This is a genomic window from Enterococcus sp. DIV1315a, assembly GCF_051712325.1.
GTDB classification, from domain to species: Bacteria; Bacillota; Bacilli; order Lactobacillales; family Enterococcaceae; genus Enterococcus; species Enterococcus faecalis.
This window is the reverse complement of the sequence record NZ_JBIOOS010000001.1, coordinates 2,290,908-2,313,116: the sequence shown is the minus strand read 5'-3', so window position 1 is coordinate 2,313,116 and position 22,209 is coordinate 2,290,908. Positions and strand designations below refer to the sequence as shown.

Sequence of the window (22,209 nt, the reverse complement as noted above, 5' to 3'; positions counted from 1 at the left end):
TTCAGTTGACAAGTCTAACTTTTTCATGTTAAATATACCCCATAAGGTATATAAGAGAAGGAGAACAAAATGTTATTTCAATTGTTTAAAAAAACGCCAAGTATTTCAGCAAAGGAATTGCAGTCACGTTTATCTAAAGAGATAACGTTATTAGATGTCCGAACACCTAGCGAATACCGCGCAGGGCATATTCCACAAGCGATTAATGTCCCACTTAACAAAATTCCCGCCTACAACAAATCCGCTAACGAGGTCTATGTGATTTGCCAGTCCGGCATGCGCAGTAAAAATGCGGCCAAAATTTTAGCGAGAAAAAACTATCACGTGATTAACGTTCGTGGCGGGATGTCCCAATGGTCTGGTCAAATTAAAGGAGGAAAATAAATGAAAATTGTAATTATCGGAGGCGTGGCTGGTGGCATGTCAGCAGCGACACGTTTACGTCGCTTAATGGAAGATGCTGAAATTGTTGTCATGGAAAAAGGCCCTTTTGTTTCATTTGCAAACTGTGGTTTGCCTTACTACGTTTCTGGCGAAATCGCAGAAAGAGAGCAACTGCTTGTTCAAACACCCGAAGCGTTAAAGGCACGGTTTAATTTAGATGTTCGTCCTCACCATGAAGTCGTGGCTATTGATCCAATAGAAAAAGTGATCACAGTGAAACATGAAACAGAAATTTTAACAGAACACTATGACAAATTAATTTTATCACCAGGGGCGAAACCTTTTGTGCCACCAATTACAGGATTGGCAGAAGCCAAAAATGTTTTTTCATTAAGAAATGTTCCTGATTTAGATCAAATTATGACAGCCTTGACACCAGAAACAAAACGAGCCGTCGTGATTGGCGCAGGCTTCATTGGCTTGGAAATGGCAGAAAACTTGCAAAAACGCGGATTAGAAGTCACTCTCGTGGAAAAAGCACCCCATGTTTTACCGCCATTAGACGAAGAAATGGCCGCTTTTGTCAAAGCTGAATTAAGCAAAAACAATGTTCAAGTAATTACGGGACAATCTGCGGTTGCTTTTGAAGAAGAAGGGCAAGTGATTCGCTTAGAAGACGGTCAAACATTAGCTTCTGATTTAACCATTTTGTCGGTGGGGGTCCAACCAGAAAATACCTTAGCAGTTGAAGCAGGTGTAGCAACTGGTTTACGTGGCGGTATTGTTGTTGATGAACACTATCAAACGAATCAACCCGATATTTATGCGGTTGGGGATGCTATTGTAGTGAAACAACAAATCACTCAAGAAGATGCGCTGATTTCTTTAGCTTCTCCTGCCAATCGCCAAGGACGTCAAGTAGCGGATGTGATTGCTGGGTTAGAGAGAAAAAATCAAGGAAACATTGGGACCGCCATTGTGCGAGTCTTTGATTTAACCGCTGCTTCAACTGGTTTAAGCGAACGGGCTGCTAAAGCTGCTGGACTAACAAAAGCTGTTGTGCATATCAGTGGAAAAGACCATGCGGGGTATTATCCTGGCGCAACAGATCTTCAGTTAAAATTAGTTTTCCATCCTAAGACAGGGGAAATTTATGGCGCACAAGGAATTGGGGCAAAGGGCGTAGATAAGCGGATTGATATTCTTGCGACCGCTATTAAAGGACAGTTAACTATTTTTGATTTGCCTGAATTAGAGTTTACCTATGCTCCGCCGTTTGGTTCAGCGAAAGATCCTGTGAACATGTTAGGCTATGCAGCGATGAACCTTGTAGAAGGATTGAGTGAAAACGTTCAATGGTATGAGTTATCCAACGAATTAGCTAAGGGGGCTGTTTTATTAGACGTCCGTAATCCCGCCGAACGAGCCAATGGTCAATTTAAAAATGCTGTCTCTATTCCTTTAAATGAGTTAAGAGAACGTTTGGAGGAATTAGACAAGTCAACGGAGTACATTGTTAGTTGTCACAGCGGTTTGCGTAGTTATATTGCAGAACGGATGCTAAAACAAGCAGGCATCTCAGCCAAAAATTTAGATGGTGCTTTTGCGCTATATCGAATGGTAAAACCGGAGGAACTAGAAAATGTATAACACGATTGGCATGCCTGAATTTTATCAGGAAGCAAAACGAAAAAAATTACCGATTATTGATGTACGAGAAGAAATGGAATACCAACTGGGGCATGTCCCTCAGGCCATCAACTTACCTTTAAGTACTTTAACCGAAAATTATCAGCAATTAGATAAAAACCAGCCCTATTATCTGATTTGTCAAATGGGATCGCGCTCCGCACAAGCGTGTGCGTTTCTCAGTCAACAAGGGTATCAAGTAACCAATGTTCTAGGCGGTACATCTGGCTGGTTGGGTCAATTAGAACAATAAAATAACAAAAAACGTTTATCCTTTTACACAGGATAAACGTTTTTTTGTTAAATAAAGATGTGTCAAAACTGTAAGAGGAATGATAGGAAGATGAAGGGACCAGTTTTTTTATTCATTATATACTAAATAAAATGACAAACTCGTCAACAGAAATCAAGGAGGAACAAATAAATGAAAAAGTCAGGCCAGAAGAAGCGAAATAAAAAAGTGTGGTTCGGTATTGGTGCCGCAGTGGTCGTCGTCGGATTTATCGGAGCAAAAACAGTTTTTTCTTCAAAAGAAGTTGAACCTGAATACACAACGTATACCATTACAGAAATGGCCTCATTAAAATTAGATGGTCAAGTGAGTTTTCTAGATACTCGGGATATTTTCTTTGATCCTTCTTTAGGAAAAATTGCCGAAATAAATGTTGAAAATGGTAAAGAAGTCAAGAAAGATAGTCCATTGTTAACGTACAATAACTCAGACATCCAAGCCACAGAAACAGAACAAGCGAATGCCGTTAATCGAAACAATCTTCAAGTCCAACAAGCACAAGAGAACGTTAACTTAGCCACTCAAAAATACAATGAAGCCTTAAACAAAGTTGCTGCAGCCAAGCAAAAATTAAACACCGCAAAAGAGGCTGAAGAGAAAGAAACACTAAATGCGGAAATTCAGCAATTGAATGAAGCCGTTAGTGCTGCGAATAGTGAAGTCGCCCAAGCTAACCAAGCCCTTCAATTAGCCAACAGTGATGCCGTCGGAGCAGCAAACACGCTTGAACAAACACGTGGCAAAGTCAACACAGTCGTTACAGCACCAATTGATGGCCAAGTCACTGTCGATGCTAGTGCCATGAGTAGTACCGACAAACCAGTCATTAAAATTGCAACACAAAAGAAAAATATTCAAGGAAAAGTAACCGAGTATGATTACGATAAATTACAGACAGGGGAAGAAGTAACAGTGACGACCGTTGGTTCAGGCAAATCAGCGCCAGGCAAAATTGTTTCCATTGCGCAAACCCCAATAGCTAAAAATGAAGGCAATCCAGTAGTGAGTTATCAATTTACAGTAGAAGGTGATTTTCCTTGGGCAGAAGGCTTGTCTACTAGCATCGCTGTACCGCAAAAACAAATGATTATACCGACAGCAGCAATCCAAAAAGAAGGCGAAAAAGAATTTGTCTATGTTTACAAAGCGGGCAAAGCGAAAAAAACACCGATTGAAACAGAAACAAATTTAGGTCGTAAAGTTGTCAAAAGTGGCTTGAACTGGAAAGACCAAGTGATTGCCAATCCCAATAAAGAATTAAAAGATAATCAAGATGTTCAGGTAGCTGCCAATGATTAAGCTAGCCCATATTCATAAATATTATTATTCCGAAGAAGAAACACTGCATGTGTTAGATGATATTAACCTCCAAGTAGACGCTGGAGAATTTTTAGCGATTATGGGTCCTTCTGGTTCTGGGAAATCGACTTTGATTAATTTGCTAGGCTTTATTGATAAAAAGTTTGAAGGAACGTATTTATTTGAAGACCGTGAAATTGGCGACTTTTCTGATAAGGAACTATCCCGAATTAGAAATGAAGCAGTCGGCTTTGTCTTTCAGAATTTTAGTTTAATTGAAACACTAACAGTTGAAGAAAACATTGAATTACCTCTTTTATATAGTGGGTTAACCCCAAAAGAAGCCAAAGATCGTGTCCACGAAGTTCTGACAAAAGTCGGCTTGCCAGATAAAGGCAAGAAGCATCCAAAACAACTTTCGGGCGGACAACAACAACGTGTGGCCATTGCACGTGCGATTGTCAATCGGCCAAGTTTTATTATTGCAGATGAACCAACTGGGGCTTTAGATAGTAAAACATCGGAAGAAATTTTAACGCTCTTTCAGCAATTAAACAATGAAGGTGTCACCATTATTTTAGTGACACATGATGAAGAAACAATTGAATACTGCAATCGTTTGATTAAAGTTCGTGATGGAAAGATTTTAGAGGAGGTGCTGACATGAAACGTTCAATTATTTGGAAAACCGCCTTCCGTTCCATTTTGAAAAATAAGCGACGCAGCTTGTTAACGATGCTAGGGATTGTCATCGGGATCGCTTCGGTGATTACCATCGTGGCTATCGGTAACGGCTTTAAAGAAGACATGGTCGATAAATTATCCGCTGAAAAACAAAAAGAAAATGTGAAAAAGATTTCTTTTTCGGCCTACAACACTTCGGATATGTTTAGTGACCAAGCGATGTTTACCGATAATGATTTAGGGGTCGTGCGCATGGTTCCTGGCGTAGAAAAAATTGATTTTGATCAAAGAGAAGTTGATGGCGCTCAAAAAGGTACACTGAATTTTCAAGCAGGACCGAAAAATCTTTCTGTAACCTATGAACTTGCCGACAAAACCACCAAAGAATTGTTGGCGGGACGCCAACTGAATGATGGAGACAATGCAAAACTGGATAAAACAGTGGTGGTTGATGAACTGGTTGCCAAAGAACTCTACCAAGACCCAACTGCAGCAGTTAATCGAACTTTTCCATATAAAGAGCAACTTTTTACCATTGTTGGCGTGACAACCAATACCAGCGGTGCCATTGGTCCAGGTAATGATGACTCATTGCTTTATTTTCCCAAAAAGACCTATGAACATTATTTCGGCAAGCTAAAAGATACATCTACGTTGAAGCTAACAGTGGCACCTGGCTACCAACCAGATCAAGTATTGAAAGAAACAATAAAAACTCTCTCTCAACAAGGAACCATGAAAAACAGTGGGACGTATCAAGAATATAATGTTAAAGATACCATCAAAGAAATGGGCTCTTTATTAAATAATTTAACCTTGTTTATTTCCGCAATTGCGGCTATTTCACTGGTAATTGCTGGGGTCGGCGTTATGAATATGATGTACATTTCGGTCTCAGAACGGATTAAGGAAATTGGTATCCGACGTGCATTGGGCGGGACAGCCAGTGATATTAAAAAGCAATTCTTAACAGAAGGGATTGCCTTGACCTTAATCGGCGGAATTACTGGTTATCTTTTAGGAATGATTATTGCCTACTTAGCCTCAATGGCACTACCGTTTTCTGTTCGACCAGATTTAATGACCGTTTCATTAGCCATTGGGATTTCTGTCTTTATCGGGGTTGTATTTAGCTATTTCCCTGCCTCGGCAGCTTCGAAAAAAGACTTGATCGATATTATGAAATAAATATAAACAGCAAAGAAACAGCCACTTTTGGCTGTTTTTTTTAGTGAAAGTAGAAAAAAATCCAAAGATTTCAAGAGAAAATAGCTGACAAACGTCAAAAGGTTGGTATTAGCTACCAACCTTTTGACGTTTGTCAGCTAAATAAAAAAAGAAAAAATTAAAAAAATAGCACGTTGAGGATTAAATAACAAACATTTTTTAAATAAGACTATTGGAAATCCTTTATAAATCGGGGATTATAGGAATGACTGTTAATGACTGATTTGATTGTAAATTTCTAAATTTTAATTCGAAAAAATTCCAGTATACTAAATATATCAAAACAAAACACGAAAATTGAGAAAATTTTGAACTAAAAAAGAATTAAGGAGGAATCAAGAATGAAAATAATGGTCATCACAAAAAATATTTTATCAGAAACTGCTTTTCAAAACCACTTACAGCATTTAGATCACCAAGTTTTTTGTACGACGTGTTTGATTGGTGAAATTAAGGAAAGTCATTTGTTTTATCGAAAATTTGATGCAATCATTCTCAGCGAAACGATTCCTCGCAAAGAACAATATTTATATCTAAAGGAATTAGCCAGAGTTAAAACGCCGTTGTTTCTTCGCTCGGAAGACATTCCTACCTCGGAAGAATTGAGCATTAGCTATCAATATGGCATTCTCAATTGGTTACGATTGGATGCGACTTTGGATACATTAAGAGAAAATCTCCTTTTGGCAGAATTAAATAAACCCATCCAACGAGAAGATGAAAAGTTAGATGTAGAGGGGATAAAGCTAACAGCCGCAGAACGTGCACTACTGGCTGTCTTGTATAGTACGCCAAAAGAACACTTACCAATGGAACGCCTTTGTAAATTAATATATGACACAGAAGAAACAGCCAATAATCGAAAAAAAATGACCAAACAGCTGACAAAATTAAATAAAAAAATTCAAGTAGGGGGCTTTAAAAAACAAGGTATCCAAAATACACGGTATAAAGGCTACAAACTGCATCCGCAGTTGCTTCCTTACATTGGCGAATTATTTACTTAAAATAGAGAAGCACTTGACGAATGAAAATCACCATCACAGGATGACCCCTAAAAACCATGCTATACTAATACTGAATAGTATAGGAGGTGGTTCTGTATGAAAGACGGACTATATTGGGTACAACAATTAAAAGAACAGAAAGTAAGTCACACAGAACTCTTAAAGGATATTGAGAAAAAAGTCCAAAAGTTAAATCCAAAGATCAATGGCTTTGTAACCTTTGACAGCCAAGAAGCAGAAGCAACTTACCAAAAAAATAAACAGCAGGACACACTATTTGCTGGTTTGCCATTTCCTTTGAAAATGTTAGGCCAAGAAAAAGCGGGGTGGTCGGCAACGGCCGGCTCGCAACTTTTTAAAAATAGTACTGCAACAACGACCTCTAACTTTGTCAAACAAGCAGAAACGATTGGTTTGATGCCCTTAGGACAAACCAACGCTCCAGAGTTTGGCTTTAAAAATATTACGGATCCTGCGCTTTACGGGCCAGCCCGCAATCCTTGGAACCTGGAACATTCGCCAGGCGGTTCCAGTGGCGGCGCTGCCGCAGTTGTCGCTAGCGGGATTGTTCCTATCGCCGGCGCTAGCGATGGCGGTGGCTCCATCCGAATTCCCGCCTCTTTTAGTGGCTTAATTGGCTTAAAACCTAGCCGTGGCTCCATGCCTGTCGGCCCAGAAGGCTGGCGAGGCTGGCAAGGTGCCTCGATTGACTTTGCGTTGACTATTTCTATGAGAGACACCAAAGCGTTATTTTATGGCCTACGTGGTAGCCACAGTGGCGCCCCCTACCAAGCGCCCTTGGCAGAATGGCAAACACACCCTAAAAAACAACGGCTAAAAATTGCTCTGTGTACCGCTTCGCCTATCGGCTCACTGATTTCGCCAGAAGCAACACAAGCGGCGAAACAAGCGGCTGATTTTCTGGCAGCCGCTGGCCATGAAATCATTGAGATTCCTTATCCAGTCGATGGTGCAGCGCTGATTCGCTCCTATTATCAAATGAACGGCGCAGAAACTACAGCGATGATGAACAGCATTCAACAGGGGCTCGGGCGCCCAATTCGTAAAGAAGAAATCGAACCTTTTTCATGGACCATGCATCAATTTGGCCAAAAGATTCCAGCAGCCACCTATGTTCATTCATTACAGTTGTGGGATCAAGCAGCAGTAACGATGGAAGAACTTTTTCAAAAATTTGATCTGTTTTTATCACCAACAACGGCTTTTTCAGCACCAAAAATTAACGAAGATTTGCAAAGTGAGCACATTCGTCAACGAATGGCGCAAGCAGCAGAATTAACAGAAGCAGAATTAGCTGAATTAATCTATGATTATTTTGATAAAAGTTTACAGCTAACACCGTATACTCAACTAGCGAACTTGACAGGACAACCAGCCATCAGCTTGCCCACACATGTGACAGCAACGAGGTTACCCTTAGGTATTCAATTGTTGGCTGCTCGTGGACGTGAAGATCTCTTGTTCCAAGTAGGTGAACAGTTTGAGCAAGAAGGCAAATTTAAATTACCAGAAAGTTATCGCTAAATAGGGTGTTATTGTGACCAAATTTCAGATAAAATAGACACAAGACAAAAAACTGAGGTGGAAAAATGCTGTACGTAGTGAGACATGGTGAAACAGATTATAATGTGGCCCGTAGAATTTGTGGTCATGCGGAAGCACAATTGACCGAAAAAGGCTATCAACAAGCGGAATTGGTAGCTGAAAAAATTGCCAAACAAGGAATTCAAATCGACCGTTTACTGGCGTCCCCTTTAAAACGGGCGCAAGAAACAGCACGTAAAATTGCGGAACGAAATCAGTTGACGATTGAAACAGAACCACGTTTAATTGAGATGAATTTTGGCATTTATGATGGTGAACCGATTGAAACAACGGCTTTCCAAGAAAATCGTTCTGAGATTTCCTTGCCATTTCCAGAAGGGGAATCAGTCTTAGATGTCGCGGGTCGAATTTATCCCTTGATTGAGGAAGCCTTGGCTTCAGAGGAAACTTACCTATTTGTTTGCCACAATGCGGTTATGCGAGTCATTGATAACTACTTCAATGGTAAAAAAATCCAAGATTTCTTGGACTTTCATTGTGAAAATACACAACTTGTACAATACGGAGAATAAAAATCAAGTCTTTAATCTTTTGGTTAAAGACTTGATTTTTTTTTATGGTAGATAAGAAACCGCTTCCGTTTTAATGTATAATAAATTAACTTTTGGATAAAAAAAGAAATGGGGAAAAGACTATGAGAATTGATAATATTCATCAAGCGTTAAAACAGTTTCACGTACAAAATCCAAGTAGCAAAGCAACCTTGTTGCCCGCAACGGCTTCGCAATTAAGTCAGGCCTCTGGCTATACCCGAACCGCTGTTAGTGAAGAGCTTTCAGAATTAGTGAGAAAAGACCAAGTCGTTAAAGTTAAATCTAGACCAGTGTTATTTTTTGATAAAGACTACTTAGAGGAACAGTTTCCTTTTTTTAAAAGTAGCACGTGCTACGATTCCCTCGCTTCGCTGCAAGAGGACATTTATCAACAGACAGAACAGATACATAAGAAAAAGCAGCTACTGAAAATGAATCCATTTGCGAACGTAATTGGTTTTGATGGGAGCTTAGCAGACGCCATCAAGAAGTTGAAAGCCGCTATTTTATATCCGCCTAATGGCTTGAATATTTTACTTACTGGAGAATCTGGGGTGGGCAAAACCTTAATTGCAGAACAATTACACCAATTTTATCAAGTTAAAATGAACCAAGAAGTCCCGTTTATTTATTTTAATTGTGCAGAATATTTCAACAATCCAGAATTATTAACTTCGCATCTGTTTGGCTATAAAAAAGGCAGTTTCACTGGTGCCGTCAATGACCAAAAAGGTTTAGTGGAGTTGGCAGATGGCGGTTTTTTATTTTTAGATGAAGTCCATCGATTAACGAGCGAAGGCCAAGAAAAATTGTTTACAGTTTTGGATAAAGGGTATTTTACACGGATGGGCGAAGCCGAAAAACAAAGAAATGTATCGATAAAATTTATTTTTGCAACAACCGAAGCAGTCAATCAACATTTTTTGAAAACGTTTTTAAGAAGGATCCCTGTGACATTAGCCATTCCAGCTTTAGCCGAGCGCTCTTTGAAAGAAAAAATTCAATTGATTTTGTCCTTTTTCTTAGAAGAAAGTCAACGGATTCAAAAGAATATCCACATTCGTTATGAGGCGTTGAAACAATTAACGTTTACTCATTTTGAAGCCAACGTTGGTGAATTGAAAGCGGCGATTCAATTTATGAGCGCACAAGCCTATTTAGAAGTGTTCGATCAATTAACGGAAACTATTTGCATTGAAGCAAACGAGGGGACAGTCAAAGAGCAACCTGATGTAGAAAGTCTGCTGGCTTTTAATAAGTGGATACCTAACGATGGCCTCACGATTCAATACAACCATTTTTATTTAAGCAGTCAAGAATTACTCAAATCGGAAAGTCTGAAAAATGATCGTTTTTATAATTTTCTATTGAAAGAATATGCGGATTTGAAAAAATTAACTCTTTCGACAGAGGATGCGCTAGCAATCATGCAAAACAAAGTCGAGCAACTTTATGATATGGATATTTTTGCTCAAGAACCGCTAGCCATAGAGGCCATTGACGAAACATTGCAGCCAAAAATTCAAGAAGCCATTGTCTTTTTTGAACAATTAATCCAAGAAAAATTGACAGAGGATTTCCAGAATATTTTAATTGTCCACCTTTATTCTGCTGTTTTTTATTCTGCACAAATGAATGAAACATTTTATTCAGATACCAAAAATATCTATTCTGGCAAAGTAACCCAGTATCAAGCTGCTAAGACCATGGTGGACTTTTTACAAACGTTGTTTGGGATTTCTTTTGCTGATACGGAAATCCTCTTTTTCGATCTATTTATTCGTAAAGTCACAGCTAAAAAAAGAGCGCACTCAGTTGAAGAAAACTGTGGCGTTATCGTCGTTGCACATGGTGCCGCAACGGCCAGCAGCATGGTTGAGTACACCAACCTTCTGTTCTCAACAACTGTCATGCGTGCAGTTGATATGCCGATTAATCAATCAGTGGAAGAAACATTAGAAAAAGTTCGTACAATTGTAAAGCAAAATCAGTATAAAAAAATTATTTTAATGGTGGACATCGGTTCCCTGGTTTACTTTGGTAATGCTATCAGTCAAACGTTTCAAATGGAAGTGCTGCTAATTAGCAATATCAATCTCTTAACATTGCTAGAAGTGGCCCGAGAAGTCATTTATGAATCGACGGCGTTTGAGTATCTATTACCAGTCTTAAAAGAAAAAAATCATCGCGCCTTGATTTGCAGTAAAGGTCGCTTCAACGAGGCAAAAGTTCTCATTATTTCCTGTCTAACTGGTATGGGGACTGCTATTAAAATTGAACAGTTGTTACTAAAAACTTTTCCTAATGAATTACTAACGAATGTACGCATCATTACTTTAGAGAAAAGAGAAGTGGAAGACATTGATCGCTTGCATTCTTTTGTTCGGAAAGAAGAGAAAATCGTTGGCATCATTGGCACCGTAAAGACAGAAGTGCCAGATATTCCGTTTATTTCTTTACAAGATTTACTATCGAAGCGGGGCATTCAGCTAGTTTTCGAATTATTAGGCCATCATTTAGAAGAAAAACAAAACCAAGAGTTACTAAAGAAAGTTTCAGCTAAATATATTCAAGGATTATCAATCGAAGCTATTACAGACTTACTAACGGTTTTGAATCCTACAACCATTTCAATCGAATTAGCTAAGATTTATTCAGACATTTGCTTGCAAACCAAAATAAAAAGTGACGAAAAGATTTTACTTCGTTTTATCATTCATTGTGCCTGTATGTTAGAACGGCAATTATTGAATCCAGAATATGACCCGACAGCTTATGAAGTGTCATACCGAGAGTTGCCAGAAGCAGTATCTGTCATAAAAATGGCGTTTCGACCGCTTGAAGTGTCCTATAATCTGTTGATTCCACCTTTGGAAGTGCGCTATATTTATGAATTGCTCTTTGAAAAGGCTTAATTCAAACGGAAATGAAAGTTGGCACACTTATTGCTTTTAATAAAATGATTAATTAGCAAAGGAGTTTGTTTATGGAAAATGAACCAATTTTACTTTTAACACACAATGGTTGGGGCTTGGAATTAGTCAAAAGCGTCCAGATGATTGTTGGAGAAGTCACAAATGTACATGAAGTTGCATTACAAGCAGAGGATTCACTGGGGGATTATTTAGAACGAGTCACAGAAAAAATTGACCAATTAACGTGGCACAACCAGTTGCTAATTTTAACAGATGTTAAAGGCGGCACACCTAGTAACGTTGCATTACGTTTATCAAAAGATTATGACCTCCTGATTGTGTCAGGATTATGCACATCGTTATTATTAGAATCCGTCATGAAACAAAGTGGTCCTGGATTTCGTTTACAAGATGCAGAGATGATTCAACAAGCAGCAGTAGACAGTTGTCAAATTTTAGAAATTCCAAAATAAGAAAGTACAGGTGAACAGAATGTCAAAAATCGTATTAACAAGAGTCGATAGTCGTTTAATCCATGGACAAGTAGTGACTAAATGGTTACAACAATCAGGTGCAAATGAAATTTTGGTAGTGAGTGATGAACTAGAGCAAGATGAATTTTTACAAAGTATTTATTTAATGGCGGCGCCTCCAGGGGTTTCTGTAGTAATTAAAGGGATTGAAAATGCCAAAGAATATTGGGAATCGCAAGAAAAGGAAGAGAAAAAGGTGTTATTTTTAGTGCCAGATTTAACGACCTTAAAAGCGATGGTGGACCAAGAAATTATTAAAGAGGAGATTCAAGTTGGTGGTTTAGGTGGCGGACCTAATCGGAAAAATGTTTTAAAAAATATCAATTTATCTGAAGAAGATGTTGCAATTTTGACTGAACTTTTAACGAAGGGCATCCATGTTTTCTTCCAAGCGATTCCCGAAGAAAATCCCCTACCAATTCAAAAATTAATTGAAAAATATCAATCACTATAATCAGAGAAAAAGGAGAGAATCATATGGGCGTTTTAGGTGTTTCAATTATTATGGGACTTTATTATTGGTTTGCACGTTTGCGTTTTGGGTACACATTTTCAGGCATGCTGTCTCAGCCATTAGGCGCAGCGTTGGTGGCTGGTTTAGCAACAGGAAAACTTAGTGAAGCAATGGTTGTGGGGGCGGGGATTCAACTTGTTTATCTCGGAGTCACCTCCACACCGGGTGGCAATGTGCCTAGTGATCCGGCTTTAGCTTCAGCAATCGCGATTCCGATTGCTTTAGGTGTGGGAATGAATGCCGAGGCGGCTGTTGCACTAGCTGTTCCTTTTGGTGTGTTAGGCGTCTTTATGGATCAATTACGGCGCACCATCAATGCGACGTGGGTGCATATGGCTGATAAATATGCGGAAGAGTTAAATTATGGGGGGATTTACCGAGCTGCGTTTGTTTATCCAGCTTTAGCGGGATTTTTAATTCGCTTTCCGTTGGTTTTTGCGGCGAACTTTTTTGGTCAATCTGTGGTGAATAAAGTCTTAGAAGTTATCCCAGCATGGTTGATGCACGGCTTTGAAGTAATGGGTGGTATTTTACCAGCGTTAGGATTCGCCTTAACAATTATGGTAATTGGCAAGAAAAATTTGATTCCTTATTTTTTAATTGGTTTTGTTGCAGTAGTATATTTTGGCGCAGAAGTTATGGCCGTCGCTATTTTAGGAATCTGTATTGCCTTTTTAGTTAGAAACAAGGCATTGAGTGAGGAGGCAGCATAATGGAACAAATGACACAAGCAAATGAACAACAATTGGAACAGAAAAAAATTACTAAAAAAGAATTATCCAAAGCCTTTTGGATTTATCAACTAGGCTGTGAATTATCAAATTCTTATGAACGTCTTCAAAGTTTAGTTTTTTGTGCATCGATGATTCCTGCAATTAAAAAACTTTACGCAGACGATGAAGAACAACAAAAAGAAGCTCTGAAACGTCATTTGAATTTTTTTAATACTGAAGGAACAGTAGGGGCTTCCATTCAAGGGATTGCAATTGCTATGGAGGAAGAAAAATCCAATGGCGCAGCGATCTCTGATACGGCGATCACATCGATTAAAACTGGGCTGATGGGTCCACTGGCTGGGATTGGCGATTCGATTATTTGGGCAGCATTAATGCCGTTAATCATTTCCATTTTTATTCCAATGGCTAAAGGAGGTAACGTGATTGGAAGTATCGGTCCGTTGGTTCTGTACACAGCCATTACATTATACATCAGTTGGACGTTAGTGAATAAGTCCTATACATTAGGGCGTAATTCAATCTTAAGTTTGTTAAAAGACGGCAAAATTAAGCAAGTCATTTATTCAGCAAATGTTTTAGGAATGATGATGATGGGCGCTTTAAGTGCGAGTTATGTTAAAATTGCTAGCCCGATGACGTTTAAAGTTACTGGCGGTGCCACGATTGTTTTACAAGATATCCTAGATCAAATTATGAAAGGGTTACTTCCTTTAGCAGCAGTCATGGCTATTTATTTCTTCATGGTAAAAAAAGGCCCACGTTACGGTATCATTATCGGCACGATTGTCTTAGTTAGTTTGGTCACTTCATTCTTTGGTTTGTTATAAAGGAGAAAATAATGAATAGTTACGAAAAATTCCATTTAAAAGAAGTCATTAATGCTTCTGGGAAAATGACCATTCTAGGTGTCTCCAAAGTTTCGGAGGCAGTCCTAGCAGCTCAACGATTCGGCGGCGAACATTTCTTTGAAATGAGTGAACTTAGTGTGCAAACAGGGGCCTTTTTAGCCAACTTGTTGAAGGTAGAAGATGCCCAAATCGTTTCCTCGGCTTCGGCGGGGATTGCCCAAGCGGTGGCTGCCCTGATTGGAAAAGGCAGCTTGTACCACGCGTATCATCCCTATACAGAAAAAATTGAACAGCGAGAGATTATTTTACCTAAAGGGCACAACGTGGACTACGGCACGCCTGTAGAAGTCATGGTAGCGCAAGGCGGCGGCCAAGTAGTGGAAGCTGGCTACGCCAACATGTGCAGTCCAGAACACGTGGAAATGATGATTTCCGAAAAAACAGCGGCCATTCTATACATCAAAAGCCATCATACCGTGCAAAAAAGTATGCTGACGGTGGCCGAAGCGGCCAAAGTGGCGCAACGCCACAAGGTGCCGCTAATTGTTGACGCGGCAGCAGAAGAAGATCTTTTCAAATACACTGAAGCAGGCGCTGATTTGGTGATTTACAGCGGCGCCAAAGCCATTGAAGGGCCAAGTGCCGGTTTAGTGGTCGGGAAAAAAGAATACATTGACTGGGTGCGCCTACAAGGCAAAGGCATTGGTCGAGCAATGAAAATTGGCAAAGACAATATCCTGGGCTTTACGCAAGCAGTGGAAGAATACTTGGCGCATGGCAGTGAATCAGGGGCTTCGATGCAAGAACGCTTAAAACCGTTTGTTGAAGCCATCAACAACCTGTCAGATTTAACCGCCAAAATTGTCCAAGATGGCGCTGGCCGAGACATTTATCGCGCCAGTGTCAAGGTGGACGGCAGAAAAACCGCCAAGGAAGTCATCCAAGCATTAAAAGCAGAAAGTCCAGCCATTTATACGCGTGAATATCAAGCCAACAATGGCATCATTGAATTTGACATTCGTTCTGTCAATCAAGAAGAAATGAACAAAATCGTGCAACGATTACAAGAAATTATGGACACAAAGGAGAAATAAGCCATGTCATTAAAACCTAATTATTTAGAAGAACGCATTTGTTTAAACGTCTTAGCCAATTCAGTAGAAAATGCCCAAGCCTGTTATGAAGCAGCAGAAGGGCATGTTGTGTTAGGCGTCCTTTCAAAAAACTATGAAACCGATGAAGCAGCCATTGACGATATGAAAAAATACCAAGCAGCAACCAACAACGCTTTATCTGTCGGCTTAGGGGCTGGCGATCCTAATCAAAGTCAAATGGTGGCTCGCTTATCAGAAGTTCTACAACCGCAACACGTGAACCAAGTCTTCACAGGTGTCGGCGCTTCGCGGGCCTTACTTCGTCAAGACGAAACAGTGATTAATGGCTTGGTTTCACCCACAGGCAAAGTTGGCTATGTCAACATTGCGACAGGTCCGTTAAGCTCTGGTGCGCCAGCGGCGGAAGTGCCTATCGAAACCGCCATCAAATTGTTGAAAGACATGGGGGGCAGTTCCATTAAATATTTCCCGATGAAAGGCTTGGCTCACAAAGAAGAATATCAAGCAGTAGCAGCAGCTTGTGCCAAGTATGACTTTTATTTAGAGCCAACAGGGGGCATTGATTTAGAAAACTTTGAAGAAATTGTTCAAATTGCGGTGGATGCCGGCGTTAAAAAAATCATTCCTCATGTCTACAGCTCAATTATCGATCAAGAAACAGGGGACACTAGAACAGAAGACGTGAAAACGTTACTAACCATGATGAAAAACACATTGAATAAATAAAGGGCCAATCTTTATTTGACTTTCTTCGCTAGATTTGCTACTCTCAAGTGGAGAATAAATAAAAACCAACAAATGAATGTGGGGTATTTTGGTGAGTGTCGTAGGTATCTAATTGATAAGTTGAATAACCAGTGAACCAAGCAAGGTTTATTTGGTGTGCTTAGAAAGTGATACCTGTCAGTCATCTCAATTACTAAATACCTCCTTTAAAAGAGGTTTCTTTAGTAACCTTTATCCAATGATAAAGAGGACAGCGGTAGAACGCTGTCCTCTTTTTTCTATAGAAACTGGTTTTTATTTAAAGGCGCCAGGTATTCTTTTCGTGATAGAAAGGAAGAAAAAACAAATGAATCATGAAACCATTCAAAAATTACAATTTACAACAATTCTTAAAGAAGTTCAAACACGTGCGATTGGCGAGTATAGTAAAGAACGGTTGGCAAAAATGGTCCCTGCAACACGTTTAGAAACAGTGCAGTCCCGCTTAACGGAAACAACCGAGGCCCGCTTAATTATTGATAGCGGACAACACGTCCCTTTCATGGGCTTGAGCCAAATTACCCGCTTGCTTCAACAAGTGAAAAAAGGCTTAATCCTTACACCAAACGAATTGATTGAGGTGGCTGACTTTTTAAGAAGTAGTCAGCGAATTCAGAAGTTTTTTGAAAAAAATCAATACCAAACACCACGCCTATTTAGTTACAGTCAGCACTTAGCTGATTTCAGAGCAATCGAAGAACAAATTTATACGAAAATCCATAACCAAAAAGTTGCCACCGATGCTTCTCGACAACTTCGGAAAATCCGGCGTCAAATCAATGAATGCCAACAAGAAATTGAAACAAAAGTCACCAAATTTTTACGCAATAAAAATAATCAACTGTATATTCAAGAAAATATGATGGTGAAAAAAGGGGAACATTACACGGTACCAATCAAAGCTAGCTATAAAAATAAGGTTTCAGGCATAATCATTGAGCAATCCAATAAAGGACAAACGGTCTTTATTGAACCTGTAGCAATTAGTAAATTAAATGAACAATTGACACTCTTAAAAGCGGAAGAAACAGCGGAAGAATATCAAATTTTGGCAGAACTAACAAGGTTAATCAATGAGCAAGAACGACTAGTCGATCAAGCCGTCGATACAATGACCACCTTAGATATTATTTTTGCACGAGGAAAGTATAGTCGCGAAATTGGTGGGATTACGCCAAAAGTAAACAAAGAAGAACGCTTGCTCATTGTTCAAGGAAAACACCCTCTTTTATTAGAACACGCAGTACCATTGACGTTTTCTTTAGGAGCAGAGTATCGAGGACTTGTCATTACAGGTGCCAATGCTGGTGGTAAAACGGTTGTCTTGAAAACAGTTGGCTTATTGACTGTCATGACACAATTTGGGTTGCAAATTCCAGCACAAGCGGGCACAGAGATTCCAGTATTAGATGAAATTTTTGTCGATATTGGTGATCAGCAAAATCTGGAAAATGCGTTAAGCACTTTTTCTGGGCACATGAAAAATATTGCGGAAATGTTGCGTAATGTTAAACGACACACGCTTGTTTTATTAGATGAAATTGGCAGTGGCACCGAGCCGAACGAAGGAGCTGGCTTAGCGATTGCTATTATGGAAACGATGTATCAAAAGGGAGCCTTGGTAGTTGCAACGACCCATTATGGTGAAATTAAACGTTTTGCCCAAGAGCATGATGATTTTGTGCCCGCTGCAATGACCTTCGATCGTGAAACATTAACGCCAAAATATCAATTGAAAATTGGCGAAGTAGGCGATAGTCAGGCGCTTTGGATTGCACATAAAATGAAGATGGAGCCACAGCTCATTGAAAAGGCGGCCCATTATATTCAGCGGAAAGAATACCCTACTAATCGAAGTTTATTTAAACCCCTGAAAGCAAAAGAAACGACCTTTGCCACGTTTGTAAAAGAAACACACCGTTATCAAAAAGGTGATCGTGTCCTATTGACAGAAACACAACAAATTGGGTTGGTTTTTACAGATGAGGGTGAACAAGAAATCCAAGTATTTGTGAATGATAAAATTGAAAATGTACCACGAAGACGGTTGAAATTACAAGCGAAAGCACAAGATCTATATCCGCAAGACTATGATTTAGAAAGTTTATTTACAGATTTCCATGAACGAAAGAAACTCAAAGATATTGAACGCGGCTCAAAAAAAGCGCAGAAACAATTACGCAAAGAGGCCGAAAAAAGAGCAGCAAGACGCGACAAATAAGGTACTTAACAGAAGCAACACAACAACTTAACACTTTGTTTACTTGTTATTTATCAGAAATCAACTAAGACTTGTTATAGTCAATGTATGGGTAGATATGAAGGAGGAAACAAGGAAATGAAGAAAAGAGCTTTGCTAGGGGTTACCTTATTAACATTCACAACATTAGCGGGTTGTACAAATTTATCTGAACAAAAAAGCGGCGAAAAACAAACAGAGGTTGCTGAAGCGAAGGCAACTGAATCCGAAAAAGCACCAGTAAAAAATGTTATTTTTATGATTGGAGATGGCATGGGGAATCCGTATACAACGGGCTATCGCTATTTCAAAGCCAATCACTCAGACAAGCGTGTTCCCCAAACAGCTTTTGATACCTATTTAGTTGGGCAACAAGCCACTTATCCAGAAGATGAAGAAGAGAATGTCACCGATTCAGCGTCCGCAGCGACAGCGATGGCTGCTGGAGTGAAAACCTACAATAATGCTATTGCGCTCGATAATGACAAGTCCAAAACAGAAACAGTGCTGGAACGTGCGAAAAAAGTGGGGAAATCAACGGGGCTTGTAGCAACATCTGAAATAACACATGCAACCCCTGCTGCATATGGCGCACATAATGTTTCACGCAAAAATATGGCAGAAATCGCCGATGACTATTTTGATGATCAAATCGACGGACAACACAAAGTCGATGTGTTACTTGGCGGCGGCTCCGAATTATTTGCCCGGAAAGATCGTGATTTAGTCAAAGAATTTTCCCAAGCGGGTTATGGTCATGTCACAGACAAAAAGTCGTTAAATGAGAACCAAGACGACAAAATTTTAGGCTTGTTTGCACCAGGCGGGCTACCTAAAATGATTGACCGAACGGAAGAAGTCCCTTCATTAACTGATATGACAGAAGCGGCTCTTCAACGATTAGATAAAAATGAAAAAGGTTTCTTTTTAATGGTTGAAGGTAGTCAAATCGATTGGGCCGGGCATAGCAATGATATTGTTGGCGCGATGAGCGAAATGCAAGACTTCGAAGCGGCGTTTGAAAAGGCCATCGATTTTGCCAAAAAAGATGGTGAAACATTGGTGGTTACAACTGCAGATCATTCAACAGGGGGCTTGTCTTTAGGCAAAGGAGATCAATACAACTGGTTGACGGAGCCTTTACATGCGGCAAAACGCACGCCTGATTTTATGGCAGAAGAAATTATTAAAAATGGTAATGTGGAAAAAACAGTGACTGAGTATATTGATTTTCAATTAAGTGAGGCTGAATTGAAAGCAGTGAAAACAGCGGCGGAGTCAAAAGATGTTGAAAAAATCGCTCAGGCATTAAGAAAGATTTTTGATGAACGTTCGAATACTGGTTGGACTACTGGCGGACACACAGGAGAAGATGTAAATGTCTATGCTTATGGCCCACAAGCAGAAGCTTTTTCAGGACAAATTGATAATACAGACCAAGCGAAGATTATTTTTGGCTTAGTAGATGGCACCGGGCAAAAAGCTGAGATTAAAGATAAAGGTATTGGTAAATAACAAAATGAAGAAAAAGCAGAACGTATAGAAGTTCTGCTTTTTCTTCATTGAAGGCATAAAAATTTTATCTCTGTTATAATGAAGGTAACCAGATAAAAGTGAGGTCAAATAATGAAAAAAATGCATGTTGAAAGTGAATTTGCACCGTTACGTTCAGTTGTTTTAGCACAATCGCAATTTTGTTTACCAGATAAATTTGATGAAGCGGATACGACTTTTTTAACAGAGGAAAATGCCCGTTTAACACAGAATAATGAAGGGCGCGATTTAGCAGACTTTGCACCAGAACAACAAGTGCGTTGGGAAAAAGAAAAAGAAGTCATGCAAGGAGTATTAGAATCTTATGGCGTAGAAGTATTTCGTCCACGTTTATTGACACCCTATGAAAAAGAACATGGCAAGGAATTGGGCGTAGGATATAGTAACTTCTTTTCACGAGATCCCTTTTTTACAATCGGCAACCTTTTAATAGAAGGAAACTTAAGATTTCAACACCGTCGACAAGAAATTTTACCAATTCGTCCGATTATTCAGCAGTGGACACAAGAAGCAGAAGGCTATTATTTTGCTGCGCCACAACCTGACATTTCTGAAGGGGCTTTAAGTGAAGCAGGTCCCTTTATTGAAGGCGGCGATGTTTTAGTTCTAGGAACAACAATTTTTGTGGGCTACTCCGGTTTGGCAAGTAACTTAGCAGGGATTCAATGGTTAGCCAATATGATTGGTCATTTTGGTTATGAAGTGGTGCCGGTTCGGTTACATCCGCATATTCTCCACTTAGATTGTGCGTTAAGCTTGTTGAGAGAAGGCTTGATGATTGTTTGTGAAGAGGCCTTTTTGGATGGAATCCCTGCACAATTAGCCAACTGGGAAAAAATTCACGTTACTTTGCAAGAAGCAGCGTATTTAGTGACAAATGGTCTACCGCTTAACGAAGAAACATATATAACAGACCAATCGTTTACAACCTTAATTCCTCAAATAGAGGCAAAAGGTATCAAAGTTGAGGCAATTGATTACCATGTCTCTAGAATGTTAGGTGGTTCCTTCCGTTGTACAACACAAGCGTTGATTAGGGAATAGTCAGGAAGTAGTTGTCAATCTTTGTAAGAAAAAATGCCTCTTTTGTTTATGAAAACGATGTAATTCTAGTTTTCACTATTTTTTTAAAAAAAATTGAGGAAATTTTGATTTAATAAATGCGAGAAAACGTCAAAATGTCAGTATTTGTTACTGACATTTTGACGTTTTCTCGCTGTTTTTTTATAAAATCACTACTTTATAAGTGGGAGAAAACAGTATCTCTTTTGAAAATTACGTTTTCAAAGACGTTAAAAGTCGTTGAAACCTTGCTATTATAATAAATTCAATTTTTTTGCATGAGGTGTTTAAAATTTGAAATCACAAGCAGGCTTTTTTTCGCTATACTTAGTTTACGTTCTACCGAGATAGAAAAGTTTTTCACTTTTTTATCCATTAATTAACCAAGATACTAAAGGAGAGAGTAAAATGAAGAAAAAAACATTGGTAACTTTATTTGCAGGAACAGCTATTTTAGGCGCAAGCATTGCTCCTGCAGCAGCGCATGCAACAACGACTGGTACAACGCCAGCAAACGTAGAAATGACAAGTGGTTCATTACCTGATGGGCCTGGTGACGGAGAAGATGGAAGTACACAAGAACCAGATCCTACAAATCCAAATACTAACTTTGATTTATTATATGTCCCAACTGAATTTAAATTTGCTGCGACAGAAGTTAACTCTGACTTATCAGCGATTTCATTAGATGCAACAGGCACACAAACAAAACGCTATGGAGTTGGGGATGTTCGTGGAACACAAGCCGGCTGGACAGTTACTGCAGGCATTACTGAAATGAAAAATGGAGCCGCTGCTTTAGAAGGCTCAATTACTTTTGCACAAACAGGAGCAGTAGCTAAATACAATGAAACAGCAAAAACATACTCACGTGATGTGGCTGCCTTTGCAGCAGACCCAGGAAGTCCTGAATTTGCTGGAACAACTATTCCAGTAGGTGGAGCAGCTGTACCAATTGCTACAGCAGCAGTTGGTAAAGGACAAGGTACATGGGATTCTGAATTATCAAATGTAAAATTAAACATTACAACACCTAGTTCACAAATTACAACTGGTGCGTATACAGGTAACGTAACTTGGACATTAGTGGCTGCACCGTAAATAGTTACTAACGAGAATACTGCATTACTAGAAAAGGAGCTGCGCAGTGGTGCACGGCTCCTTTTCGATACATAGGAGGAACAAA

General features: G+C 39.4%; 20 protein-coding genes. All 20 read left to right on the top strand.

Going from position 1 to position 22,209, the window contains the following annotated elements; all coding sequences use genetic code 11:
- The first annotated feature begins 69 nt into the window (after positions 1 to 69).
- The 20 genes from IGJ03_RS11005 (at position 70) to IGJ03_RS10910 (ending at position 22,124) form a co-directional block, all read left to right on the top strand.
- Complete coding sequence (locus IGJ03_RS11005) at positions 70 to 384, top strand: rhodanese-like domain-containing protein (RefSeq protein WP_002375669.1); 315 nt, start codon at positions 70 to 72, stop codon at positions 382 to 384.
- Positions 385 to 2,034, top strand: a complete 1,650-nt coding sequence (locus IGJ03_RS11000) for an FAD-dependent oxidoreductase (protein WP_429861465.1) — start codon at positions 385 to 387, stop codon at positions 2,032 to 2,034.
- Positions 2,027 to 2,326: a rhodanese-like domain-containing protein gene (locus IGJ03_RS10995; protein ID WP_002355066.1), complete on the top strand. Its 300-nt coding sequence runs from the start codon at positions 2,027 to 2,029 to the stop codon at positions 2,324 to 2,326. Before IGJ03_RS11000 ends, IGJ03_RS10995 begins: the two co-directional genes overlap by 8 nt.
- A gap of 171 nt (positions 2,327 to 2,497) precedes the next feature.
- Entirely contained in the window at positions 2,498 to 3,664 is a 1,167-nt protein-coding gene (locus IGJ03_RS10990; RefSeq protein WP_002361088.1) for an efflux RND transporter periplasmic adaptor subunit, read from the top strand.
- Positions 3,657 to 4,331, top strand: coding sequence for an ABC transporter ATP-binding protein (locus IGJ03_RS10985; RefSeq protein WP_002365285.1), 675 nt, complete (start codon positions 3,657 to 3,659; stop codon positions 4,329 to 4,331). The genes IGJ03_RS10990 and IGJ03_RS10985 overlap by 8 nt, the downstream gene beginning before the upstream one ends.
- Entirely contained in the window at positions 4,328 to 5,536 is a 1,209-nt protein-coding gene (locus IGJ03_RS10980; protein ID WP_002359134.1) for an ABC transporter permease, read from the top strand. The genes IGJ03_RS10985 and IGJ03_RS10980 overlap by 4 nt, the downstream gene beginning before the upstream one ends.
- A gap of 380 nt (positions 5,537 to 5,916) precedes the next feature.
- A complete protein-coding gene (locus tag IGJ03_RS10975; RefSeq protein WP_375804863.1) occupies positions 5,917 to 6,582 on the top strand; it encodes a helix-turn-helix domain-containing protein in 666 nt (221 codons plus the stop codon).
- A gap of 96 nt (positions 6,583 to 6,678) precedes the next feature.
- Positions 6,679 to 8,127 carry an amidase gene (locus tag IGJ03_RS10970; RefSeq protein WP_375804864.1) on the top strand — a complete coding sequence of 483 codons (1,449 nt, stop codon included), beginning with the start codon at positions 6,679 to 6,681 and terminating at the stop codon, positions 8,125 to 8,127.
- Between the two features lie 65 nt (positions 8,128 to 8,192).
- A complete protein-coding gene (locus tag IGJ03_RS10965; protein ID WP_002359138.1) occupies positions 8,193 to 8,720 on the top strand; it encodes a histidine phosphatase family protein in 528 nt (175 codons plus the stop codon).
- A gap of 122 nt (positions 8,721 to 8,842) precedes the next feature.
- A complete protein-coding gene (locus IGJ03_RS10960; RefSeq protein WP_375804865.1) occupies positions 8,843 to 11,656 on the top strand; it encodes a sigma 54-interacting transcriptional regulator in 2,814 nt (937 codons plus the stop codon).
- A gap of 71 nt (positions 11,657 to 11,727) precedes the next feature.
- A complete protein-coding gene (locus tag IGJ03_RS10955; protein ID WP_002365282.1) occupies positions 11,728 to 12,129 on the top strand; it encodes a PTS sugar transporter subunit IIA in 402 nt (133 codons plus the stop codon).
- Between the two features lie 19 nt (positions 12,130 to 12,148).
- A complete protein-coding gene (locus IGJ03_RS10950) occupies positions 12,149 to 12,643 on the top strand; it encodes a PTS system mannose/fructose/N-acetylgalactosamine-transporter subunit IIB (RefSeq protein ID WP_002368351.1) in 495 nt (164 codons plus the stop codon).
- Positions 12,644 to 12,666: 23 nt separating this feature from the next.
- Entirely contained in the window at positions 12,667 to 13,416 is a 750-nt protein-coding gene (locus IGJ03_RS10945; RefSeq protein WP_002355079.1) for a PTS mannose/fructose/sorbose/N-acetylgalactosamine transporter subunit IIC, read from the top strand.
- Positions 13,416 to 14,267 (top strand): PTS system mannose/fructose/sorbose family transporter subunit IID, encoded by an 852-nt coding sequence (locus tag IGJ03_RS10940; protein WP_002355080.1) that lies wholly within the window; start codon positions 13,416 to 13,418, stop codon positions 14,265 to 14,267. Before IGJ03_RS10945 ends, IGJ03_RS10940 begins: the two co-directional genes overlap by 1 nt.
- 11 nt (positions 14,268 to 14,278) lie before the next feature.
- Positions 14,279 to 15,382, top strand: coding sequence for a DgaE family pyridoxal phosphate-dependent ammonia lyase (locus IGJ03_RS10935; RefSeq protein ID WP_429976467.1), 1,104 nt, complete (start codon positions 14,279 to 14,281; stop codon positions 15,380 to 15,382).
- A 3-nt stretch (positions 15,383 to 15,385) separates the two neighbouring features.
- On the top strand, positions 15,386 to 16,129 hold the full coding sequence (gene dagF / locus IGJ03_RS10930) for a 2-dehydro-3-deoxy-phosphogluconate aldolase (protein WP_002361094.1): 744 nt from the start codon (positions 15,386 to 15,388) through the stop codon (positions 16,127 to 16,129).
- A gap of 346 nt (positions 16,130 to 16,475) precedes the next feature.
- Positions 16,476 to 18,389, top strand: a complete 1,914-nt coding sequence (locus tag IGJ03_RS10925; RefSeq protein ID WP_438711131.1) for an endonuclease MutS2 — start codon at positions 16,476 to 16,478, stop codon at positions 18,387 to 18,389.
- 87 nt (positions 18,390 to 18,476) lie between these two features.
- On the top strand, positions 18,477 to 19,922 hold the full coding sequence (locus IGJ03_RS10920) for an alkaline phosphatase (RefSeq protein WP_438711129.1): 1,446 nt from the start codon (positions 18,477 to 18,479) through the stop codon (positions 19,920 to 19,922).
- Positions 19,923 to 20,033: 111 nt separating this feature from the next.
- Entirely contained in the window at positions 20,034 to 21,005 is a 972-nt protein-coding gene (locus IGJ03_RS10915; protein WP_375804906.1) for a dimethylarginine dimethylaminohydrolase family protein, read from the top strand.
- A gap of 426 nt (positions 21,006 to 21,431) precedes the next feature.
- The gene (locus tag IGJ03_RS10910; RefSeq protein ID WP_002375694.1) at positions 21,432 to 22,124 is read left to right on the top strand and encodes a WxL domain-containing protein; all 693 of its coding nucleotides are present in this window, start codon (positions 21,432 to 21,434) and stop codon (positions 22,122 to 22,124) included.
- Positions 22,125 to 22,209: the final 85 nt, after the last annotated feature.